Annotated in this window: 19 protein-coding genes; 10 read left to right on the top strand and 9 right to left on the bottom strand. The window is 68.5% G+C overall.

Translation table 11 applies throughout. From position 1 onward, the window contains the following. Window positions 1-9 precede the first annotated feature (9 nt). The 4 genes from EGT29_RS11600 to EGT29_RS11615 all read right to left on the bottom strand — a co-directional run bounded on the left by EGT29_RS11600 (window position 10) and on the right by EGT29_RS11615 (window position 3,789). Window positions 10-978, bottom strand: a complete 969-nt coding sequence (locus tag EGT29_RS11600; protein WP_124689140.1) for a tripartite tricarboxylate transporter substrate binding protein — start codon at window positions 976-978, stop codon at window positions 10-12. Further along, the gene (locus EGT29_RS11605) at window positions 975-1,328 is read right to left on the bottom strand and encodes a hypothetical protein (protein WP_192901810.1); all 354 of its coding nucleotides are present in this window, start codon (window positions 1,326-1,328) and stop codon (window positions 975-977) included. The genes EGT29_RS11600 and EGT29_RS11605 overlap by 4 nt, the downstream gene beginning before the upstream one ends. After that, window positions 1,325-2,710: an acyclic terpene utilization AtuA family protein gene (locus EGT29_RS11610; RefSeq protein WP_124689141.1), complete on the bottom strand. Its 1,386-nt coding sequence runs from the start codon at window positions 2,708-2,710 to the stop codon at window positions 1,325-1,327. Before EGT29_RS11610 ends, EGT29_RS11605 begins: the two co-directional genes overlap by 4 nt. Window positions 2,711-2,832: 122 nt before the next feature. Then, on the bottom strand, window positions 2,833-3,789 hold the full coding sequence (locus EGT29_RS11615) for a LysR family transcriptional regulator (protein ID WP_238160376.1): 957 nt from the start codon (window positions 3,787-3,789) through the stop codon (window positions 2,833-2,835). 107 nt (window positions 3,790-3,896) lie between these two features. On the opposite strand from EGT29_RS11615, the gene EGT29_RS11620 reads away from it, so the two are divergent. The 9 genes from EGT29_RS11620 to EGT29_RS11660 all read left to right on the top strand — a co-directional run bounded on the left by EGT29_RS11620 (window position 3,897) and on the right by EGT29_RS11660 (window position 15,390). Next, on the top strand, window positions 3,897-6,170 hold the full coding sequence (locus EGT29_RS11620; RefSeq protein WP_124689142.1) for a DUF6351 family protein: 2,274 nt from the start codon (window positions 3,897-3,899) through the stop codon (window positions 6,168-6,170). Between the two features lie 95 nt (window positions 6,171-6,265). After that, window positions 6,266-8,686: a heavy metal translocating P-type ATPase gene (locus EGT29_RS11625; protein ID WP_124689143.1), complete on the top strand. Its 2,421-nt coding sequence runs from the start codon at window positions 6,266-6,268 to the stop codon at window positions 8,684-8,686. Between the two features lie 92 nt (window positions 8,687-8,778). Then, the gene (locus EGT29_RS11630; protein WP_124689144.1) at window positions 8,779-10,488 is read left to right on the top strand and encodes a copper resistance system multicopper oxidase; all 1,710 of its coding nucleotides are present in this window, start codon (window positions 8,779-8,781) and stop codon (window positions 10,486-10,488) included. 10 nt (window positions 10,489-10,498) lie between these two features. Further along, complete coding sequence (locus EGT29_RS11635) at window positions 10,499-11,464, top strand: copper resistance protein B (protein WP_124689145.1); 966 nt, start codon at window positions 10,499-10,501, stop codon at window positions 11,462-11,464. 41 nt (window positions 11,465-11,505) lie between these two features. Beyond that, window positions 11,506-11,889: a copper homeostasis periplasmic binding protein CopC gene (copC, locus tag EGT29_RS11640; protein ID WP_124689146.1), complete on the top strand. Its 384-nt coding sequence runs from the start codon at window positions 11,506-11,508 to the stop codon at window positions 11,887-11,889. 3 nt (window positions 11,890-11,892) lie between these two features. Continuing rightward, on the top strand, window positions 11,893-12,822 hold the full coding sequence (gene copD, locus EGT29_RS11645) for a copper homeostasis membrane protein CopD (protein ID WP_124689147.1): 930 nt from the start codon (window positions 11,893-11,895) through the stop codon (window positions 12,820-12,822). Window positions 12,823-12,837: 15 nt separating this feature from the next. Then, window positions 12,838-13,302, top strand: coding sequence for a DUF411 domain-containing protein (locus EGT29_RS11650; protein ID WP_124692318.1), 465 nt, complete (start codon window positions 12,838-12,840; stop codon window positions 13,300-13,302). A 19-nt stretch (window positions 13,303-13,321) separates the two neighbouring features. Further along, on the top strand, window positions 13,322-14,008 hold the full coding sequence (locus EGT29_RS11655; protein WP_124689148.1) for a heavy metal response regulator transcription factor: 687 nt from the start codon (window positions 13,322-13,324) through the stop codon (window positions 14,006-14,008). Beyond that, window positions 14,008-15,390, top strand: a complete 1,383-nt coding sequence (locus tag EGT29_RS11660) for a heavy metal sensor histidine kinase (RefSeq protein WP_124689149.1) — start codon at window positions 14,008-14,010, stop codon at window positions 15,388-15,390. Before EGT29_RS11655 ends, EGT29_RS11660 begins: the two co-directional genes overlap by 1 nt. Before the next feature lie 54 nt (window positions 15,391-15,444). Here EGT29_RS11660 and EGT29_RS11665 read toward each other — a convergent pair whose 3' ends face one another. The 4 genes from EGT29_RS11665 to EGT29_RS11680 all read right to left on the bottom strand — a co-directional run bounded on the left by EGT29_RS11665 (window position 15,445) and on the right by EGT29_RS11680 (window position 18,930). After that, window positions 15,445-15,810 (bottom strand): hypothetical protein, encoded by a 366-nt coding sequence (locus tag EGT29_RS11665; RefSeq protein ID WP_124689150.1) that lies wholly within the window; start codon window positions 15,808-15,810, stop codon window positions 15,445-15,447. Between the two features lie 124 nt (window positions 15,811-15,934). Continuing rightward, window positions 15,935-16,912 carry a Gfo/Idh/MocA family oxidoreductase gene (locus tag EGT29_RS11670; protein WP_161567793.1) on the bottom strand — a complete coding sequence of 326 codons (978 nt, stop codon included), beginning with the start codon at window positions 16,910-16,912 and terminating at the stop codon, window positions 15,935-15,937. A 93-nt stretch (window positions 16,913-17,005) separates the two neighbouring features. Beyond that, a complete protein-coding gene (locus tag EGT29_RS11675) occupies window positions 17,006-17,902 on the bottom strand; it encodes a ChaN family lipoprotein (RefSeq protein ID WP_238160377.1) in 897 nt (298 codons plus the stop codon). Beyond that, window positions 17,899-18,930 (bottom strand): hemin-degrading factor, encoded by a 1,032-nt coding sequence (locus EGT29_RS11680; RefSeq protein ID WP_124689152.1) that lies wholly within the window; start codon window positions 18,928-18,930, stop codon window positions 17,899-17,901. The genes EGT29_RS11675 and EGT29_RS11680 overlap by 4 nt, the downstream gene beginning before the upstream one ends. A gap of 157 nt (window positions 18,931-19,087) precedes the next feature. Here EGT29_RS11680 and ilvD point away from each other — a divergent pair, with 157 nt between their 5' ends. Beyond that, window positions 19,088-20,977 carry a dihydroxy-acid dehydratase gene (gene ilvD / locus EGT29_RS11685; RefSeq protein ID WP_124689153.1) on the top strand — a complete coding sequence of 630 codons (1,890 nt, stop codon included), beginning with the start codon at window positions 19,088-19,090 and terminating at the stop codon, window positions 20,975-20,977. 88 nt (window positions 20,978-21,065) lie between these two features. On the opposite strand, the gene EGT29_RS11690 is transcribed toward ilvD, so the two are convergent. Further along, on the bottom strand, window positions 21,066-21,470 hold the full coding sequence (locus EGT29_RS11690; protein ID WP_124689154.1) for a helix-turn-helix domain-containing protein: 405 nt from the start codon (window positions 21,468-21,470) through the stop codon (window positions 21,066-21,068). Window positions 21,471-21,482 lie beyond the last annotated feature (12 nt).

A 21,482-nucleotide genomic window follows, 5' to 3' on the forward strand; every position in this document is an offset into this window, starting at 1 on the left:
GCGCGTGCATCACTCCTTCTGGATGCCCGCCTTGGCGATGATCTGCGCCCACTTCTGCGATTCGGCGGCCTGGAAGCGGCGCAGTTCGTCGGGCGTGCTGGTCACCCGCTCGGTGCCGGTAGGGCCGTAGAACTTCGCCGCCGTCGGCGTCTTGGCCGCGGTCACCAGCAACTGGTTCAGGCGGTTCACGATCGCCTCGGACGTGCCGGCGGGCACGTAGGCCGCGAACCAGTAGGTCGACTCGTAGCCGGGCACGCCCGATTCCGCGATGGTCGGCACGTCGGGCGCGAGCGGGCTGCGCGTGGAGGTCGTGACGCCGAGCGCTTTCAGGTTGCCGCTCTTGACCTGGGGCAGGCCGGTCGTCATGTCGGTCCACATGACCTGGATCTGCCCGCCCAGCAGGTCGGTGATGCCCATGGGGTTGCTGCGGTAGGGCACCGACACGATTTCCGTGCCCGTCAATTGCTTGAAGAGTTCTCCGGCCACCCGGCTGGACGAGCTTCCGAAGCCGAACGATAGCTTGCCGGCCTGGGCCTTCGCCAGCGCGATGAACTCCTTCACGTCCTTGACGGGCAGGCTGGGCGGCACGACCATGATCTGCCCGCCCTTGCCGAGCAGCGTCACCGGTTCGAAGTCCTTGACGGGGTCGTAGGGCAGTTTCTTGAACAGGTGCTCGTTGGCCGCATGGGTGGTGTTGGTCGTGATCAGCACCGTGTAGCCGTCATTCTTGGCGCGGGCCACGGCCTGGGCGCCGATGAAGGAGTTGGCGCCCGGCTTGTTCTCGATCACCACCGGCTGTCCGCTTGCTTCCGAAACGGCCTGGCCGAGCGCCCGCGCGATCTGGTCGGTGGCGCTGGCGGCGGCGAAGGGCACGACGAAGGTGATGGGTTTGTCGGGAAAGGCCTGGGCGCTCGTGCCCCAGGCGCCCAGTAGCGCGAGGCCGAGCGTGGCAAGGTGCCGGCGGCGATGGGTGTTCATGATGTCTCCTCCTTATTGTCGATGGAAATGGGAAGCGTCAATAGCAGGCTGGAAAGCGTCTTCCCGTGCGTGTCGAGGTTCAGCGAATCGTTGACGCCGCCGTCGAGCACATCGTCCAGCACGAAGTTCATGGCCGCCAGGCGCGGCAGCAGGTAGCGCTTGACCTGAGTGGGCGAGCGCGAAGCGAAGAGGCGGGCCACGCGGGCCTCGGTGACCTGCTCGACCAGCAGCGGCCAGTGGGCGGGATCGTAGGCGATGACGCTGATGGAGGCGCGATTGCCTTTGTCGCCGGTGCGGGCGTGGGCCAGTCTGTGCAGGAGAATCGTGCGGGGGTTCATCGTATCTTTCATGCGGCGAACTCCCAGGTCGGCGCCAGCCACTCGCGTGGTACCAGGCACGAGCCGCTGCCCAGCCGAGGCGTGACGGCCGTGCGCACGCCGCCGCCGCCGGCCGGTCCGCAGGTGTACAGAGCCAGCACTTCGCGCGCGACCCGCTCGGCGTCCAGGCGGGTCGCGGCCGCCGCCGCGATGCGCAGCCGCAAGTCGTCCGCCGGCGAGGCCGGGACATCCGCCGCGGTTGTCCAGTGCCCCTTGTCGTCGCCGAATACGCTGGCGACGCCGATGAAGTCGGCGCGCATCTTCAGATCTCCCAGGCCGAGCCCATGCAGGCGCTTGCGCACGACGTCGGCCGCCAGCGCGGCGCGCGCCGCCGCATTGGGGCCGGCATAGGAGATTTCTCCTTCCGCCAGCCACGGGCCCTCGTAGCAAAGCGTGGCCTTGAGGGTGGCGGGCCGCGCGTGGCCCCGCACGCCGGTGATTTCCACCCGGTCGGCACCGATCTCGCGCACCTCGGCCTCGGTGATGTCGGCCACCACGTCGGGCGTCAGATAGGCGCCGGGGTCGTGGATCTCGTACAGCAATTGCTCGACGACGGTCCGGCGATCCACGCAACCGCCGGTGTGCGCGGCCTTCGTGACGACGAAGCGTCCGTCCTCGTGCATCTCGATGATGGGAAAACCGAGTTCGGCCAGATCGGGCACGTCCTTGAAGCCGGGATCGGCGAAATAGCCGCCGCATACCTGTCCGCCGCATTCGAGGATGTGTCCGGCCATGGTGCCCGCGGCCAGACGATCCCAATCGTCTTCGGGCCAGTCGAAATGGGCGAGCATGGGGCCGAGCGCCAGCGCGGGATCCGCGACCCTGCCGGTCACCACCACCTGCGCGCCGGCTCGCAGCGCCGCGGCGATTTCACGGGCGCCCAGGTAGGCGTTCGCGCTGACCAGGGGGCGTTCGATCGAAGATTGATCGAGCAGCGCGCGCATCTGGTCGGCGGTAAGCGCCGTCAGCAGATCGTCGCCGTTGACGATGGCCACGCGCAGCGCGGGCAGGCCAAGGGATGAGGCCAGCCGTTGCAGTTGCCGCGCCGCGCCGCGGGGGTTGGCCGCGCCGAAGTTGCCGATGATGGGGATGCCGCCGCGTACGCAATCGGCCAGGACGGGGGCAACGAAATGCTCAAGGGAAGGCTCCCAGCCCGAGTCCGGGTCCTGCCTGCGCCGCAATTGCGCCAGCGCCAGGGTGCGTTCGGCCAGAGTCTCGAAAATCAGGGCGCGAGGGCCGTCGTGCGCAAGCAGGGTACGGACCACGGGGACGGCGGCATCCCAGCGGTCTCCGGAAAAACCCGCGCCGGCGCCGATGTGCAGGCTCGGCGCGGCGGACGTAGAAGATGAATGCATGCACACCCGGTCATGGTCGTGGAGGCGGGTCCGGATCGGGACCCGCGGATGAGCGACACGATAGGGGCGCCTGGAGTATTCCGGGAAATGGATTATTTGGGATGACTGATGGAAAAAATCGATTACCGGCTCCGCACCCGCGCGGGCGCCGCCGCGCGCCGGCTTCCCCGCTTTTCCCCGGGCTGCGGCCGGCGTTGCATCATGAAAGCAAGCAGCGCCTGGGCGCCTATGGACAGGCTGCGGTCGCGGCGCCGGATGACGAAGACCTCGCGCGTCAGCCCCGGCGTCTCGACCGGCAGCGCGGTCAGGTCGTCGCTGTCGAAGTGGAACAGCGTCAACGCCGGCACGACGGTGATCCCCAGGCCGGCCCGCACCATGCCGGCCACCGTGCTCAACTGGTCCAGCTCCATCATGCCGTTCATCTTGGCCGGATGGATGGCCGCCTCGATGTGCTGGCGCACGCTGCTGTCCTGGGCCAGATGGATGAAGGGCTCGCCGCTGAGCGCCGGGAGCGTGAGCCGCCGCCGGCGCGACAAGGGGTGGTCCTTGCGGCAGACGAGGTAGAAGCCGTCGCGGCAGAACGGGTCCGCCTGCAGGTCCGGCCCGACGGAGCGCATCGAGGCCAGGGCGAAGTCGGCCCGGCCGCTGCGCACGAATTCTATGCAGCTTTCGGACAGGACGTCCGCGACGTCCACCTGGATGCCTGGGTATTCCTGGTGGAACGCCGCCAGCACTCCGGGCATCCAGCCGGCCGCGAGCGAGGGCAGCGCGGCGACGCCGGCGCGGCCGCGCCGGCCGGTGGCGTGCTCGCCCAGGTCCTCGAGCGCGTCGCGCAGGCTGGCCAGCACGCGCGTGGCGCCTCCCAGAAACAACCGGCCTTCGGGCGTCAACTCGACGCGGCGCGTGTCGCGATCGAACAGCCGGACGCCAAGCGAGTCTTCCAGCGTGCGGATCAGGCTGCTGAATGCCGACTGGGACAAATGACATTGCTCGGCGGCGCGCGTGAAGTTCCTGTGCTCGGCCAGGGCCGTGAATGCGCGGACCTGGCGTGTGGAGAGATTCAGATCGGTTATCTGCATATTCGATCACTCCATCAAAAAAAAGCGATGCCCTCGATGATTGGCAAATCTTACTATCCGGTCGCTGTGGGTGACACAAGAACGCTAACGATGATGAGGAGACTCCAATGAAAAGGGCATCATTTGCGCTGACCGGCATGTCGCTGGCGGCGGTGCTGGCGGGTTGCGGCGGTGGCGACGGGGGAACGTCGGGCGACGGCGGCCCCACGGCGCCAGGCGAGCCGAGCCTGCAGGTTTCCGTGCTGGGGAACCGCGCCGACCTCGTGTCCGGCGGGCAGGCGCTGGTCGAAGTCAAGGTTCCCGAGGGTTCCTCCACGCGCTTCGAACAGATCCGCATGCTGCTCAATGGCAGCGATGTGACCAGCGCATTCGCCGTGCGCGAGAACGGCCGCTACATGGGGCGGGTGGAGGGGCTGGCCGAGGGTGACAATACCCTGGTGGCGCGGACGGACGACGGCGCCTCGGCGCATCTCGCGATCAACAACCATCCGAATGGCGGGCCGGTCATTTCCGGCGCCCAGGTCGGTTCTTGGGAATGCACCACCAAGGTCGCGGCGCCGACGCCGACCAACCCCGATCTGGGCGATCCGCTCGACGAGCAGTGCAATATCGCCGCGCCCGTGTTCCGCTACCAGTACCGGACCACGGCCGGGCGGTTCGCCGTCTACGATCCCGCCCATCCCCCGGCCTCGTCGGAGATCGCCAGCGCGACCACGGACGAGGGCAAGACCGTGCCCTACATCGTCCGCATCGAGCGCGGCGTGGTCAACCGCGGCAAGTACGACATCGCCTACCTGGCCAACCCGGCCGACCCGCTCAAGGGCTGGACGCCGTATGCCCGTCCTGCGTCCTGGAACGGCAAGCTGCACTGGAAGTTCGGGTCGGGCTGCGAATACAGCCGCACCCAGGGCAATCCGGGCAGCGTGCTGGACGACGTGGCCCTGAGCCGGGGCTTCATGGTGGCATCGTCCGAGATGACCCAGTACGGCACGCATTGCAATGACATCACGTCGGCCGAAACGGTGATCATGCTCAAGGAATACATCACCGAGAACTACGGCGAGATCCGCTACACCATGGCCGACGGCGACTCCGGCGGCGCGCACCAGCAGCATCTGCATGCCTCGAACTATCCCGGCCTGCTGCAGGGGCTGCTTCCCGGGCAAGGGTGGCAGGACACCTGGACGACCGGCAGGGAGTTCGCCGACTGCGGGCTGCTCAAGCGGTTCTACGACGCGCGCAAGACCGCCGGGTTTCCGTTCACCATCATGGAAAAGGCCCACGTCAACGGCCATGTCTACGATCAGGTGTGCGAAGGGCCGGCCAACACCAACATGGCTTCACGCACGCCGTTCTATCTCGATCCCACCGTGGGCGGCGCGGGCTGCGGGACGCACTGGAACGTCTGGTCGCCCGGCAATACCACCGGCATCCGCTGCACGCTGCAGGATTTCAACATCGCGGTGTTCGGTCCACGGGATGCGACCGGCTATGCCAAGACCCCGATCGACAACATCGGCATCCTGTACGGCCTGCGGGCGGTCAACAGCGGCCAGATATCGCCCGAGCAGTTCGTGATGCTGAACGAACAGGTGGGCGGCTACGACATCAACGGCCAATGGCAGCCCGCGCGGATGGCGGCCGATCCCGGCGCGGCGGAAATCGCGCACCGGTCGGGCCGGGTCGTGCACGGCCAGCGCCTGGGCGAGGTGGCCATCATCCAGTCCATCAGCTTCAACGTGCGGGAGGAGCACTACGATTTCCGCGGCTACGTGATCCGCAACCGCATCCTGCGCGAACACGGCGACTACGCGAACCACGTCATCTGGCGCTACAAGTCCACGCCGCCCGACTACGCCGCGCGCCGCTTCGACGCGATGAACGAATGGCTGGGCAAGATCGAGGCCGATACTTCCGGCAAGACGCTGCGCGAGAAGATCATCGCCAACAAGCCGGCCATCGCGGTGGACGCGTGCTGGCGGGCCGACGCGGCCACGTGGAGCACCGATCCCGACTACTGCAACACCGGCGCCGATCCGACCTCGGCCTCGAGCGTGGCCGGTTCGGGCGCGGCGGCGGTCTACAGTCCCGGCGTGGATGAGTGGCCGGTGTTCCGCGATACCCGCGTCGCGGCGGGAGAAGGGCTGGCCAGCGACATCATGAAGTGCGCGCTCAAGCCGCTGGCGCGGGCCGATTTCGCGGTGGCCTTCAGCGGTGGGCAGTGGACGCGCCTGCAGGCGGTGTTTCCGCTGGGCGTATGCGACTACAGCAAGCCGGGCGCCGGCCAGGCCGTTCCCGAGCCCTGGCAGAGCTTCATGGACGGGCCTGGCGGCAAGCCCCTGGGGCCGGTACCGGCGTCGGCGGCGGGCGAGGGGGCCTGAACCGGCCCGGTTACCGGCCCCGGGTCCGGCGCTTGACTTTGCCATCATGGGAAGCTTGATACTGCGAAGCATTACCCCAGTATCGCGAGGAAACCATGAGTGCACAGTCAACGCCGGCAGCGGCCGGCCCGGGCGATGCCCCGGTAAGCTGGACCCTGCCCATCGAGGGCATGACCTGCGCCTCGTGCGTCGGCCGGGTCGAGCGTGCCCTGTCGCAGGTGCCCGGCGTGCGGCGCGCGAGCGTCAACCTGGCCACCGAGACGGCCGAGGTCGAGGCCGATGCCCCGGTGCAGGCCGCCACGCTGCGCGCGGCGGTCGAGAAGGCCGGTTATGAGATCCCCGCCGGATCGGTGGACCTGAGCATAGGCGGAATGACCTGCGCCTCGTGCGTGTCGCGGGTGGAGAAGGCCCTGGCCCGGGTGCCGGGCGTGGCCGGCGCCGAGGTCAATCTCGCTACCGAGACCGCCCGGGTCTCGCTGGTCTCCAAGGTCGATCCGGCGGTACTGATCGGCGCGGTGGAGAAGGCCGGCTACGAGGCGCGCCTTGCCGCGCAGTCCGCGCCCGTCGCCGACGCGGCCACCGCGGGCTTGCCGACGTGGTGGCCGATCGCCCTGGCGGGGGCGCTTTCCCTGCCGCTGGTCGTGCCCATGCTGCTAATGCCTTTCGGCATCCATTGGATGCCCAACGGCTGGGTGCAATGGGCGCTGGCGACGCCGGTGCAGTTCTGGCTGGGCGCGCGTTTCTACCGCGGTGCCTGGAAGGCCTTGAAAGCACGCACCGGCAACATGGACCTGCTGGTGGCGCTGGGTACCAGCGCCGCCTACGGCCTGAGCGTCTATCAACTGCTGCGCCATGGCGCCCATGGGGCCACGCATCTGTATTTCGAGGCCTCGGCGGTGGTGATCACGCTGGTCCTGCTGGGCAAGTGGCTGGAAACCCGCGCCAAGCGGCAGACCACCGAGGCGATCCGCGCCCTGAACGCCCTGCGGCCCGAGGTGGCCCGCGTGCGGCGCGAGGGCGGCGAGGTCGAGGTGCCGGTCGCGTCCGTGCACCCTGGCGACCTCGTCGTGGTGCGCCCGGGCGAGCGCGTGCCGGTGGATGGCGAAGTGGTCGAGGGCGCCAGCCAGATCGACGAATCGCTCATCACTGGCGAAAGCCTGCCGGTGGACAAGCAGCACGGCGACCGCGTCACGGGCGGCTCGGTCAACGCGGAAGGCCTGCTGGTGGTCCGCACCACCGCCGTCGGCGCGGAGTCCATGCTGGCCCGCATCGTGCGGCTGGTCGAGTCGGCGCAGGCCAAGAAGGCGCCCATCCAGCGCCTGGTAGACCGTGTCAGCGAGGTATTCGTGCCGGTGATCGTGGCCATCGCCGCCGTGACCCTGCTGGCCTGGGGCGGCGCGACCGGCGATTGGGAGCTGGCCATCCTGAATGCGGTGGCGGTCCTGGTCATAGCCTGCCCGTGCGCGCTGGGACTGGCCACGCCCACGGCCATCATGGCCGGCACCGGCGTGGCGGCCCGCCATGGCATCCTGATCAAGGACGCGGAGGCGCTGGAAGTGGCGCACAACGTCAAGGTCGTGGCGTTCGACAAGACCGGCACGCTGACCGAGGGCAAGCCCGAACTGGTCGCCGCCGAACCGGCGCAGGGCGAGCGCCGCGACCTGCTGGCCGCCAGCGCCGCCTTGCAGGCGGGCAGCGAACATCCGCTGGCGCGCGCCGTCATGGCCGAGGCGCGCCGCGAGGGCATCACCGTGCCGGCCGCCACCCAGGCGCGGGCGGTGGCCGGGCGCGGCATGGCGGCGTCGGTGGACGGGCGCGAACTGCGCCTGGGCAGCGGCCGCTACATGCAGGAGCTGGGGGTCGAGATCGGTCCGCTGGCGCAGCGCGCCGCGGCGCTCCAGGGCGAAGGCCGCACCGTGTCGTGGGTGGCGAGCGTGAGCGGCCAGCCCGTGCTGCTGGGGCTGCTGGCCTTCGGCGATACGCTCAAGCCGACCTCGGATGCGGCGCTGCGGTCGCTGCGCGAGCAAGGCATACGCAGCGTGCTGTTGACCGGCGACAACGCCGGCGCGGCGCGCGCCATCGGCCAGGCGCTGGGCGTGGACGACGTGCGCGCGGAAGTGCTGCCCGAGCACAAGGCCGAAGCCATTGCCGCGCTGCGGGCCGAAGGCCACGTGGTGGCGATGGTGGGCGACGGCATCAACGACGCGCCGGCGCTGGCCGCCGCCGACGTGGGGATCGCGATGTCGACCGGCACCGACGTGGCCATGCATGCCGCGGGCGTCACGTTGATGCGCGGCGATCCCGCCCTGGTCGGGGACGCGATCGACATTTCCCGGCGCACCTACGCCAAGATCCGCCAGAACCTGTTCTGGGCCTTCATCTACAACGTGGTCGGCGTGCCGCTGGCGGCCCTGGGCCTGCTCAGCCCGGTGCTGGCCGGGGCGGCGATGGCGCTGAGCAGCGTCAGCGTGGTCTCCAACGCCTTGCTGCTGCGGCGCTGGAAGGGCCGTGCCTGAAGCCAACATTACACAAACGTAATCTTCGGGTCAGGCTGGGGTGGGGGGCCGCTGGCTAGAGTGGCGGCCTGACCGGATTCATCGGATATCGCATGCACATCAAGACTTCAAGGCGGACCTTCGTCACCGCCCTGGCCGCGGGCGGCGCACTGGGCGCGCTGGGACTCTGGCGCAAGCCCGTATGGGCGGCCATCGGGCCGGGCGCCCCTCATGTGCTGACCGGCACCGAGTTCGACCTGCAGATCGGCGAAACGCCGGTGAATTTCACCGGGAGCGCCCGCACCGCAATGACCGTGAACGGCGGCATACCGGGGCCGCTGCTGCGCTGGCGCGAAGGCGACACCGTCACCTTGCGCGTGCGCAACAAGCTGAAGGCGTCCACCTCCATCCACTGGCACGGCATCCTGCTGCCCGCCAACATGGACGGCGTGCCCGGGCTGAGCTTCGAAGGCATCGCGCCCGACGGCATGTACGTCTACACCTTCAAGGTGCGCCAGAACGGCACCTACTGGTACCACAGCCATTCGGGATTCCAGGAGCAGTCGGGCGTCTACGGACCGCTGATCATCGACGCCAGGGAGCCGGAACCGTTCGCCTACGACCGCGAATACGTCGTGATGCTGTCGGACTGGACCGACGAGGACCCGGCGCGGCTCATGCGCACGCTGAAGAAGCAGTCCGACTACTACAACTTCCACAAGCGCACCGTTGGCGATTTCTTCCGGGACGTCAGGGAAAAGGGCTGGTCGGCCACGGTCGCGGACAGGAAGATGTGGGCCGAAATGCGGATGAATCCGACCGACATCGCCGACGTCAGCGGGTACACCTATACCTATCTGTTGAACGGGCAGGCGCCGGACGGCGGCTGGACAGGGCTGTTCAAGCCGGGCGAGCGCATCCGCCTGCGCTTCATCAACGGCTCGGCCATGACCTATTTCGACGTGCGCATTCCCGGCCTGAAGATGACCGTGGTGGCGGCCGACGGGCAGCATGTCAAGCCCATCGCGGTGGACGAGTTCCGCATCGCCGTGGCGGAGACCTACGACGTGATCGTCGAGCCTGCCGCGGACGAGGCCTACACCATCTTCGCGCAGTCCATGGACCGCACCGGGTATGCGCGCGGTACGCTGGCCGTGCGCGAAGGCGCGCAGGCGCCGGTTCCCGCCCTGGATCCCAGGCCGATTCTGGCCATGGAGGACATGGGCATGGACCATGGCGGCATGGCGGGGATGGATCATGGCAGCATGGCCGGCATGGATCATGGCGCCATGTCCGGCATGCAGTCCCATCCCGCCTCGGAAGCGGGCAACCCCCTGGTGGACATGCAGACGATGACTCCCACGCCCAAGCTGGACGACCCCGGCATGGGCCTGCGCGACAACGGCCGCCGCGTGCTGGCCTATGCCGACCTGCGCAGTACCTTCGAGGACCCCGACGGACGCGCGCCGGGCCGGACGATAGAGCTGCACCTGACCGGCCACATGGAGAAATTCGCCTGGTCGTTCGACGGCATCAAGTTCTCGGATTCGCAACCCGTGGTGCTGAAGTACGGCGAGCGGGTCAGGATCGTGCTCGTGAACGACACCATGATGACCCATCCCATCCACCTGCATGGGCTATGGAGCGATCTCGAAGACGAGAACGGCAATTTCATGGTCCGCAAGCACACCATCGACATGCCGCCGGGGTCGCGGCGCAGCTATCGCGTGACCGCCGACGCCCTGGGGCGTTGGGCCTATCACTGCCACCTCCTGTATCACATGGAAGCCGGCATGTTCCGTGAAGTCCGGGTGGAAGAATAAGGGGCCGGCCATGATTTTTTCGATTCATCGCAACGCGCCGGCATTGGCCGCCGCGCTCATCGGCCTGACTCTGGCTGGCACGTCGACCGCGCGGGCCCAGATGCAAGGGATGGACCATTCGCACATGGACCACTCCCGGATGCAGGGCATGGACCATTCCAGCATGCCGGGCATGGACCACTCGACCATGCAGAACATGGATCACGCTCCCATGCAAAGCATGGACCAGGCGCCGATGCAGGGCATGGAGGCCGCGCCCACGGAAAGCCGCACGCCCATTCCCAAGCTGACCGATGCCGACCGCCAGGCCGCCGCCTTCGATACGGCGGGTCACGCCGTGCACGACAAGGGCATCAATTCCCTGTTCCTGGTGGACCGGCTGGAATGGCAGGACGCCCGCGGCGGCAATGCGCTGAACTGGGATTTCAAGGGCTGGATAGGCGGCGACATCGACCGCCTGTGGCTCAGTTCGGAAGGCGAGCGCTCGGGAGGCAAGCTTCACGAGGCCGAGGTCCAGGCCTTGTGGGGCCGCGCCATCAGCCCCTGGTGGGACGTCGTGGGCGGGGTGCGCCACGACTTCAAGCCGGGTTCGTCGCAAACCTGGGCCGCGTTCGGCCTGCAGGGAATGGCGCTCTACAACTTCGAGGCCTCCGCCATGGTCTTCGCCGGCGAGAACGGGCAGACCGCCGCGCGCCTGAAGGGCGAGTACGACATCCTCTTCACGAACCGGCTCATCCTGCAGCCCGCCGCCGAGGTCAACTTCTTCGGGAAGAACGACCATGGTCGAGGCATCGGGTCCGGCCTGTCGAGTACCGAAGTGGGCGTCCGCCTGCGATACGAGATCCGCCGCGAATTCGCCCCTTACCTAGGCGTGACCTGGAACCGGACCTACGGGACCACCGCGGACTATGCCCGGTCGCACGGAGAACGCCGCAGCGACACCCGGTTCGTGGTCGGCGTGCGCATGTGGTTCTGATTCCCCTTCATTCTTCTTTTTCATCCGTTTCAAGGTCCATCATGTCCAACGCTCGCACCGCCCTGAACGCCGCCGTCCTGACGGCCGGGCTGCTTGCCGCCACCGCGGCCCAGGCCCATCCCGAACTATTGTCCTCGACCCCCGAGGCCAAGGCCGAGACCACGGCGCCCGCCAGGATAGAACTGCGCTTCTCCGAGGCGCTGGTCACCCAGTTCTCGGGCGCCAGGCTGCTCATGACGGGCATGGCCGGCATGACCCATGCGCCCATGCCGGTCGAAGCCCGGGTCTCGGGCGACGCCGATCCCAAGACGATGCTGATCACCCCGGCCAAGCCCCTGGCGGCCGGCACCTATCGGGTGGAGTGGCGGGCCGTCTCGTCGGATACGCACCCCATCACCGGCAATTTCTCGTTCAGCGTGAAGTAGGCGATGGCCGACGGACTGGGCGTTGCCGTCCGCTTCGCGCTGTACCTGGACCTGGCGCTGCTTTGCGGCGTGCCGCTATTCCTGCTGCACAGCTTTCAAAGAGAATGGGAAGACGGCCAACCCGGCCTGGGCTTCGGCGCCTGGCCGGCCGCCGCCGCGGGCTTCGGCGTCCTGCTTGCGGCGCTGAGCCTGGCCTTGCTTGCCCAGTCCATGAGCGGCGCCGAATCTCTCATGGCACTGCGATTTTCCATACTAGCCATGGTGGTCGGCGGCACGCACGCGGGGCTGGCCGCGGCGATACGGATAGGCGCGCTATTGCTGGCCCTGTGGTGTGCCCTGAGAATGAAGCCCCGGCGCGTCGCGGGCTTGCGGGCCGTTGCCGGGTGGGCCTTCGTCGCGCTTGCCAGCCTGGCCTGGGGCGGGCATGGCGCGATGGACGACGGCGTGCGGGGCTATGTGCACTTGTGGGCCGACGTCGTCCACTTGCTCGCGGCGGCCGGCTGGGTGGGCGCGTTGGCCGTTTTCGCGAGAATGTCCTGGTCGTCCACGGATGCCCCGGACAGGCAGGTTCGCCTGCTGAGCCGGGGGCTGGCGGGCTTCGCCGGCCTGGGCACCGCCATCGTCGCGGCCTTGACGCTCACGGGGGTGGCCAACTACGGGTTCATCGTCGGTCCGACCGTGAACGGCCTGCTGTCCAGCCCCTACGGCCTGCTTTTTTTGGGCAAACTGGGGCTGTTCGCCACGATGCTGGGCCTGGCGGCCGTGAACCGGTTCCGCCTTGCCCCCAGGCTGGAGGCGGCGATCGCCGCTGAGCGCCCCGGCGCCGCCCTGGCCCTGCTGCGCCGGAGCGTGGCGCTGGAGGCGGGCGCGGCGACCGCCATTCTGTTGTTGGTGGCGTGGCTGGGTACGCTCGGCCCGCCCACCGGATCTTGAAGGAAACCATGCATGATGCACAAACACGCAAGCCTGTCGCGCCGTACGCTCCTGATCGAGGCGGCCCTGCTTCCGCTGGGCGCCTGGGCGCAGAAGACGAATACCGTGGAGGTCTGGAAGACACCCACTTGCGGATGCTGCAAGGATTGGATCAAGCACCTGCGGGACAACGGATTCCAGGTGGTCGCCCACGACGTCGACGATCCCTCCGTGGAGCGGCACCGCCTGGGCATCCCCGACGACAAGGGTTCGTGCCATACGGCGGCGGTGGACGGCTATGCGCTGGAGGGGCATGTGCCGGCGAAGGAAATCAAGCGGCTGCTGCGCGAACGTCCGTCGGCCATCGGCCTGACCGTACCGGGCATGCCCCTGGGATCGCCGGGCATGGACGGGCCTGAGTACGGCGGCCGCAAATCCGCTTACGATGTCCTGCTGGTGCGGACCGGTGGGCGGCCCAGCGTCTACCAGGCTTATCGCTGATCCGTAACGGGGCGCCGCCATGAAACTACTGGTCGTGGAAGACGAGGCCAAGACCGGAGAATATCTCCGGCAGGGGCTGACCGAGGCCGGCTTCGTGGTCGACCTGGCGGACAACGGCCTGGACGGCCAGTACCGGGCGTTGAGCGAATCCTACGACCTGATCGTGCTGGACGTGATGCTGCCCGACGTGGACGGCTGGCGCATCCTGCAGACCCTGCGCGCCGTCGAGAACAACGTGCCCGTCCTGTTCCTGACCGCGCGCGACAGCGTGGCCGACCGCGTCAAGGGCCTGGAGCTGGGCGCGGATGACTATCTGGTCAAGCCCTTCGCCTTCTCCGAACTGCTGGCCCGCGTGCGGACCCTGCTGCGCCGGGGCAGCGGACAGATCGCCACCGACCGCATCCAGGTCGGCGACCTGGTGCTGGATCTCGTCCGCCGCCGGGCCACGCGCGCCGGCCGGCGCATCAACCTGACGAGCAAGGAGTTCGCGCTGCTGGAACTGTTCGTGCGCCGGCGCGGCGAGGTGCTGCCGCGTTCGCTGATCGCCTCCCAGGTCTGGGACATGAACTTCGACAGCGACACCAATGTCATCGACGTCGCCATCCGGCGGCTGCGCGCCAAGATCGACGATGCGTTCGATGCCAAGCTGATCCAGACCGTGCGGGGCATGGGATACGTCTTCGAAGAACCCGAGGACATAGGCTGATGCGCCCGTTTTCCCTGACGACGCGGCTGACGACCTTCTTCTCGCTGTCGTCGGCCGCCGTGCTGCTGGGACTGGGGGCCTTGATCGCCATCTCGATGGACCAGCACTTCGCGTACGAGGATTTCGCCGTGCTCGAGGAGAAGGCGAACCTGGTCCGCAAGATCGCCCAGGATGCGGCGCCCGGCGCGATGCCGATGCGCCTGGGCACGGCGCTCCAGAACCATCCCGGGCTGGTGGCCTTGATCCGGACGGGGCAGGGGACCAGCCTGTATGCCACGGACGGCTTCGCTTTCCAGCACGCCTTGGCTGCGGCGCGGGCCTTGCCGGCCGGGAAGGAGGAATTCACCTGGCGCCAGGACGGCGCCGAGTACCGGGGCCTGCGCGCCACGGTGGGCGGGGCCGGGGGGGAACTCCTGATCATCGTCGGGCTGGCGACCGAGATCCACGCGCACTTCATGCACGGTTTCCTCCATTCCCTGGTGCTGTACGTGCTGCTGTCCGCGCTCGTAAGCGGCGTATTCGGCTGGTGGGCGGCCCGCAGCGGGCTGGCGCCGCTGCGCACGATGGCCGCCCGGGCCCGTGCCGTGACCGCGCAGAAGCTGGACGAGCGCATGCCCGTGGATGCCGTGCCGCGGGAGATGGCCGACCTGGCTGTGACCTTGAACGCCATGCTGGCGCGGCTGCAGGATGATTTCCGCCGGCTGTCGGAGTTTTCGTCCGACCTGGCCCACGAACTGCGCACGCCGCTGACGAACCTGCTGACGCAGACCCACGTGGTGCTCGCGCAGCCCCGCGAGGCCGGGAAGTATCGCGAGATCCTCGCGTCCAACGAAGAAGAGTTGCAGCGCCTGTCGCGCATGGTGTCCGACATGCTGTACCTGGCGAAGATGGAGCATGGCATCACCTTGCCCGACGCCGGCGTCATTGCCGTGCAGGACGAGGTCAGCGCCTTGTTCGAGTTCTACGAGGCCCTGGCCGAGGACAAGGCCGTGGCCTTGCGGTTGACGGGCCGGGGCAGGATCATGGGCGACCGGCTGATGCTGCGGCGCGCCCTGAGCAACCTGCTGTCGAACGCCTTGCGCCATACTCCGCCGGGCGGGGCCATAGACGTGGTGGTCGCCAGCAACGCCAAGGCCGTCACGATCGCGGTCGAGAACGATGGCAAGGAAATCCCGGCGGAACTGATCCCCTCGCTGTTCGACCGCTTCTTTCGCGGCGACAAGTCCAGGGCCCGGCCCGACTCGGAAAGCTCGGGCCTGGGGTTGTCGATCACGCGCGCCATCATGGTGGCGCACGGCGGCGACATCACCGCCGGCTCGGCTTCCGGCCGGACCCGGTTCACGCTGGTCTTTCCGGCCAAGGACGCGTCGCAAGCAGGGTGACCACGACGGCCCGGCCAAGGACGGGACCGCTTGTCCGTGGCCGGGCCGCCGTGCTTACCGGCGGTAGTTGCTGGGGGGTAGGGACCATTCGCCGTTCTCGAACACCCAGCCGTCGTAGGCGATGAACTTGTTGTTGCCTCCGGGCGTGGCGTCCCGCGCCTTGGGAGCGGCGCTGTTGCCCTTCATGGACCCGTGGTGGGGCAGCGTATCCGTGTGGACCACCCGGCCGTCCTTCATGGCGTAGGCGTGGTCCTGGCGGACCCATTCGCCGTTGACGAAGGCCCAGCCGTCCGCGCTGGCCAGCAGCGCGGGAGCGGCGGTTCGCGGTGCGGCGCTGGATATATCCGGACCCGCGGCGTAGGCCGGGGAGGCGCCGCCCGCCAGGGCCGCGACGAGGATGACCATTTTGCCGTTCAACATGTCGATCTCCAAAAGTACCGTGCGCCGCAGGGGGCGCCCGGTTGGCTGTGCGTGGGTTTGCACAGGAGCCTTCACTTTAGGAGGCCGGCACGGACAGCAAGATGGCCGGCGAATTACATGTCGGTCATCTCGCGGCGGTGGGTTCGCCCCGCATGACGCGGTCGATGCCGTCCAGCGCCCGCATCGCGGGCAGCACCGAGGCGATGTCGCAGCGGCTGGGCCGGCCTTCGCGCAGCGCGGCGATGAACTCGGCGTCCTGGGCCTCGAAGGCGGGCTGCGCGCCGGGCATCTCCACGATCTTGCCGTCGCTGTCGCTCAGTTCGTCGCGGAAGGCGCGGTAGGTGTCCTGTTCGCCGATGTAGCGGTAGAAGCCGCCAAAGGGCCCCTTGTTGTTGAACGACATGGCCATGGTCAGCAGCGTGCCGCGCTTGCGCGAACGCATGGCCACCGTGACGTCCATGGGGATGCCCAGCTCGGGATGGTCGGGGCCGCGCTGGCCCCAGACGTCGAACTCCGATTCGTCCAGCAGCCAGCAGAACAGGTCCACGGTGTGGCAGGCGTGGTGCCAGAGCAGGCTGTCGACCCAGGTGCGAGGTTCGCCGAACATGTTCAGGTTGTTGCGGCGGAAGAAATAGGTTTCGCAGACCAGGTGGTGCAGCGTGAAATCGCCGCTCTGGATGCGTTCGCGCAGGGTGGTGTGCGGAGGCGCGAAGCGGCGGCTGTGCGCGACCATCATGGGAACGCCGGTTTCGGCCTGCACGCGCGCCAGGCGCTCGGTGTCGGCCAGGGTCAGCGCGGCGGGAATCTCGATCAGCATGGGCTTGCCCAGGCGGGCGGCCAGCTCGGCGTGTTCGGCATGCAGGCCGGAGGGCGTGGCCAGCACCACCGCGTCCACGTCGGGACGGGCCAGTGCGGCGGCCAGGTCGTCGCCGCAATCGGGAATGCCGTATTGCGCCGCCAACTGGCGGCCGCGCGCCATGTCGGCCGCTGCCAGGGCCACGATCTTCACGCCCGGCATGGCGGCGAAGATGCGCGCGTGGGTCGAGCCCATGGCGCCTTCGCCGGCGATGCAGAGACGGATGGGGGACGAGGGGGCAGACATGGGACGCGGTCTCCGTGATGAGGGCGCGCGGCCGAGGGCCGCGCCCATTGTTCGAGGGGATCCCGCTATTCTAGGCGGCGCTCCCGCGCCGGACTAGCGGCCGGGTACCTGGAACGCCTTGCAAGGGTCTTCGCGCGGTGCAGGCGGGATCACAATGTCGCGGTCGTAGGCGCCGGGCGCGGCGGGCCGCTCGGTATAGCCCACCGACAGGATGGTGCCGGGCTCGAGCCAGCGCGGCACGCCGATGTCGCGGCGGATATGGCCGTTGCCGGCCAGCAGGACGACAGGCCGCCGGGCGGAAGCCCCGGGCACGCGCGCGGCACCGGCGATCGCGCCGGCCATCACGGCATCGCGCGCGAGCTGGGCCATGGCCATGCCGCCCAGCATGGACGGGGGCAGGGCGCCGCAATGGGCCTCGGCCACTTCCTTGCGCTGCGCCGCCAGCAGGTCGGGCGGGGGCGAGAGCAGGCCGAGCCGGCGCACTTCATGGGTATCGAACAAGGCACCGGGACCTTGCTTCATGACGGTGCCGGCATCGGCGCGCGACAGGTTGGCGGCGACCACGGGCAGCTTCTCGCGCAGCGCCAGGTCCAGCACGGGGCGGTAGTGGGCCCAATCCCAGCCCGTCTTGGCCGGAGCCGCGGCCTGGATCACGCAGTCGGCGGTCGTACAGGTGCGCAGGGCCCGGTCCAGGTCGGCCTGCCGTTCGCGGTCGAACTGCTCCATCGCGATGGCCGGCCGCCAGCCCGCGCGCACCGCGCGCGTCAGCGCCTGCAGGCGCAGGCGATGGCCCTGGGCGTTGTCATGGACCTCGCCCAGCAGCACGACCTCGTGGCGCGGCAGCTCGGCCGCCAGCGAGGCGACGGCGGCGTCGCGGCTGCCGGGCAGCCACGAGCAGCCGGCCAGCAGCAGGGCCGCGGCGGCGGCCAGCGGCAGGCCGGACGTGGCGCCAGGGCCGCGCCGCATCGGCGTCCAGGCGCCGGCCCTCATGCCGCGGGCCGGGGCGTGCCCGGCGCGATGGCGGCCAGTCCGTCGGCCAGCGCGGTCCACGCCGCCAGCTCGGGCTTGCCGGGCTTGCGTTCGCCGAAGAACTGCACGATCAGCGAGCCCTCGGCGTCATAGCATTCCAGCGAGGTCACGATGCCGTCCACGGTAGGCTTGCGCACCAGCCAGGCCTCGGTGAACAAGTCCATGCGCAGGTGCAGGTTGAAGCCCGGGTCCAGCACGTTCAGCCAGGGGCCCATGGGCGCGATGCGGTGGACCGGCCCGGTGTGGATCTGCACGCATCCGGCATTGCCCACGAACACCATGATGGACAGGCCCGATCCGGCGGCCGAGTTCAGCACGGCATCCACGGCGCCGACGCCCACCTGCTGCGCGAACTCGGGCGGCGCCAGCCGCAGCGCCTGCGTGCGTTCGACGCCATGCCGCCGCAGCAGGCCGAAGAATTCATGGGTGTCGCGCAGTTCGCGCCATTCCTGGCGGAAGGCCTCGACGTCGACGTCCTGGTCGGCCTTGCGCTCGGTTGCGGGCCGCGGCTCCGGCGTGACGGCCTGCGCGCGGTCGGCCTGCGCCGCCAGCAGGGCCTCGAACGCGGCGCGGTCAGTGCCCTCGACCACGTAGATCTTGTGCACCGCCTCGCCCTGCTGGTCGAACACCTGCAGGCTGGGGCGCTCGCCGGCCACGGCGTAGGCGTGCCGCCACTGCGACAGGAACAGGCGCAGGTCGATTTCGGGGTTCAGGGCCAGCCCCATCCTGCCTTCGATCTGGACGTGGTCGTAGACCCCGGTCTTCTCGTGGACGGCGGCCTCGTTGCGGGTCAGCGCCAGCAGCGGCCCGGCCGCCTTCAGTCCACCCAGCAACGCGCTCCAGTCGGGCTTGAGCCGGGTCGCGGACGGGTCGGCGGCGACGAGTTCGCCTTCGCTGGCGCCGATGCGGGCGGCCGCGTCGCGCATGCGCAGCTTGGGCTGCTCGGCCTTGAGGGCCAGGTAACGTTGCCAGAGGAGGGGTGCTGTCATGCCGGAAACCTTGAATGCGAAGGGGAAGGGTTCGTAATGATAATGATTTTTATTAATTGGCGTAAGCCATGCATCCGGATGCATCGATAGCGCGGGGCGGGCAGGCCCTTTCCGCCCTATACTAGAGTGTTTCGTCATTCTCTTTGCGAGTCCCGCCATGCCGCAATACCGTTCCCATACCTCCACCCATGGTCGCAACATGGCCGGGGCACGTGCGCTCTGGCGCGCGACCGGCATGAAGGACGGCGATTTCGGCAAGCCCATCGTCGCGGTCGTCAATTCGTTCACCCAGTTCGTGCCCGGCCACGTGCACCTGAAGGACCTGGGCCAGATGGTCGCCCGCGAAATCGAGGCCGCCGGTGGCGTCGCCAAGGAATTCAACACCATCGCCGTGGACGACGGCATCGCCATGGGGCACGGCGGCATGCTGTATTCGCTGCCCTCGCGCGAACTGATCGCCGATTCGGTCGAATACATGGTGAACGCCCATTGCGCCGACGCCATGGTCTGCATCTCCAACTGCGACAAGATCACCCCGGGGATGCTGATGGCCGCCATGCGGCTCAACATCCCGGCCGTGTTCGTGTCGGGCGGCCCGATGGAAGCGGGCAAGGTCATCGAGGCCTATCACCCCGCCCAGGACGTGAACGGCCAGAAGATCATCAAGGTGGACCTGATCGACGCCATGATCAAGGCCGGCGACCCCAGCGTGTCGGACGAGGACGTCGAGAACTACGAGCGTTCGGCCTGTCCCACGTGCGGCTCGTGCTCGGGCATGTTCACCGCCAACTCCATGAACTGCCTGACCGAGGCCCTGGGCCTGTCGCTGCCGGGCAACGGCACGCTGGTGGCCACCCACGCCGACCGCAAGGATCTGTTCCTGCGCGCCGGCCGCGTGGCGGTCGAGCTGTGCCGCCGCTACTACGAACAGGAAGACGCCTCGGTCCTGCCGCGCAACGTCGCCACCAAGGCGGCGTTCACCAACGCGATGGCGCTGGACGTGTCCATGGGCGGCTCCACCAACACCGTGCTGCACCTGCTGGCCGCGGCGCAGGAGGGCGGCGTGGACTTCACGATGAGCGACATCGATCGCATCTCGCGCCACGTGCCCTGCCTGTGCAAGGTCGCGCCCGCCACGCAGCAGTACCACATCGAGGACGTGCACCGCGCGGGCGGCATCATGTCCATCCTGGCCGAACTCGACCGTGCGGGCCTGCTGGATACCTCGGTGTCCACCGTGCATAGCAAGACCCTGGGCGAGGCCATCGCCGCGCACGACGTCAAGACGAACGCCGACGAATCCGTCCACGCCTTCTTCCGCGCCGCGCCCGGCGGCGTGCCCACGCAGACGGCCTTCAGCCAGGACAAGCGCTTCGACAAGCTGGACCTGGACCGCGCAGCCGGCTGCATCCGCGACAAGGCCCATGCCTATTCGCAGGACGGCGGCCTGGCCGTGCTGTACGGCAACGTGGCCGAGAAGGGCTGCATCGTCAAGACCGCGGGCGTCGATGAAAGCATCCTGAAGTTCACCGGCAAGGCGCGCATCTTCGAAAGCCAGGAAGATGCCGTGGACGGCATCCTGGGCGACACGGTGCATGCCGGCGACGTGGTCATCATCCGTTACGAAGGACCCAAGGGCGGTCCGGGCATGCAGGAAATGCTCTATCCGACCTCGTACATCAAGTCCAAGGGTCTGGGCAAGGCTTGCGCGCTGTTGACCGACGGCCGCTTCTCGGGCGGATCCTCGGGCCTCGTGATCGGCCATGCCTCGCCCGAGGCGGCCGAGGGCGGTGCCATCGGACTCGTGGAAGAAGGCGACATCATCGAGATCGACATCCCCAACCGCGGCATCAACCTGCGCGTGGATGCCGCCGAGCTGGCCAGGCGCCGCGAAGCGATGGAGGCGCGCGGCGACAAGGCCTGGCAGCCGGTCGACCGCCAGCGTGTCGTGTCGCAGGCCTTGCAGGCCTACGGCCTGATGGCCACCTCGGCTGATCGTGGCGCCGTGCGCGACATCTCGCAGCTGAAAACCCCCCGTACGCGCTGACGCGCGCTCCCCTTTGGGGGGGCGGCAAGAAAAACGGCCTTGCTTTCCAGGAAAGCGAGGCCGTTTTATTTTCTGGCGCGACGGCCGGTCAAGGCGAGAGGGGCGGTCCTTCCTTGGAAGGGTTGGCCTGTTCTTCCTTTTCCACACGGTTCAGCAGCTTGGCGAATTCGATCACCAGCTTGCGGTTGCGCGCGTTCAGCGCGGCGAAGCTGCGGCGCAGGGCGCGGGTATCGTCGGAGTAGGGAAGTTCGTCGCCATCGCGCAGTTCGGAGGTGGCGGGAACCACGCGGACATTTTCCACCAAGGCATACAGATCGGTCACGCCCACGTTCATGGCGCGGGCGATGTTCTCCAGCCGGACGATGGACGGCTTCTGCTTACCGGTCTCGATGCGGGACAGATTGCCGGCATCGGTTCCGACTTCCATGGCGACGGCCTCGAGCTTGAGCCCGAGTTTTTCGCGCAGGTATCTGATCGCCGAACCGATGTCCATGGCGTGATTGTC

This window comes from Pigmentiphaga sp. H8 (assembly GCF_003854895.1).
In the GTDB taxonomy this organism is placed as follows: Bacteria; Pseudomonadota; Gammaproteobacteria; order Burkholderiales; family Burkholderiaceae_B; genus Pigmentiphaga.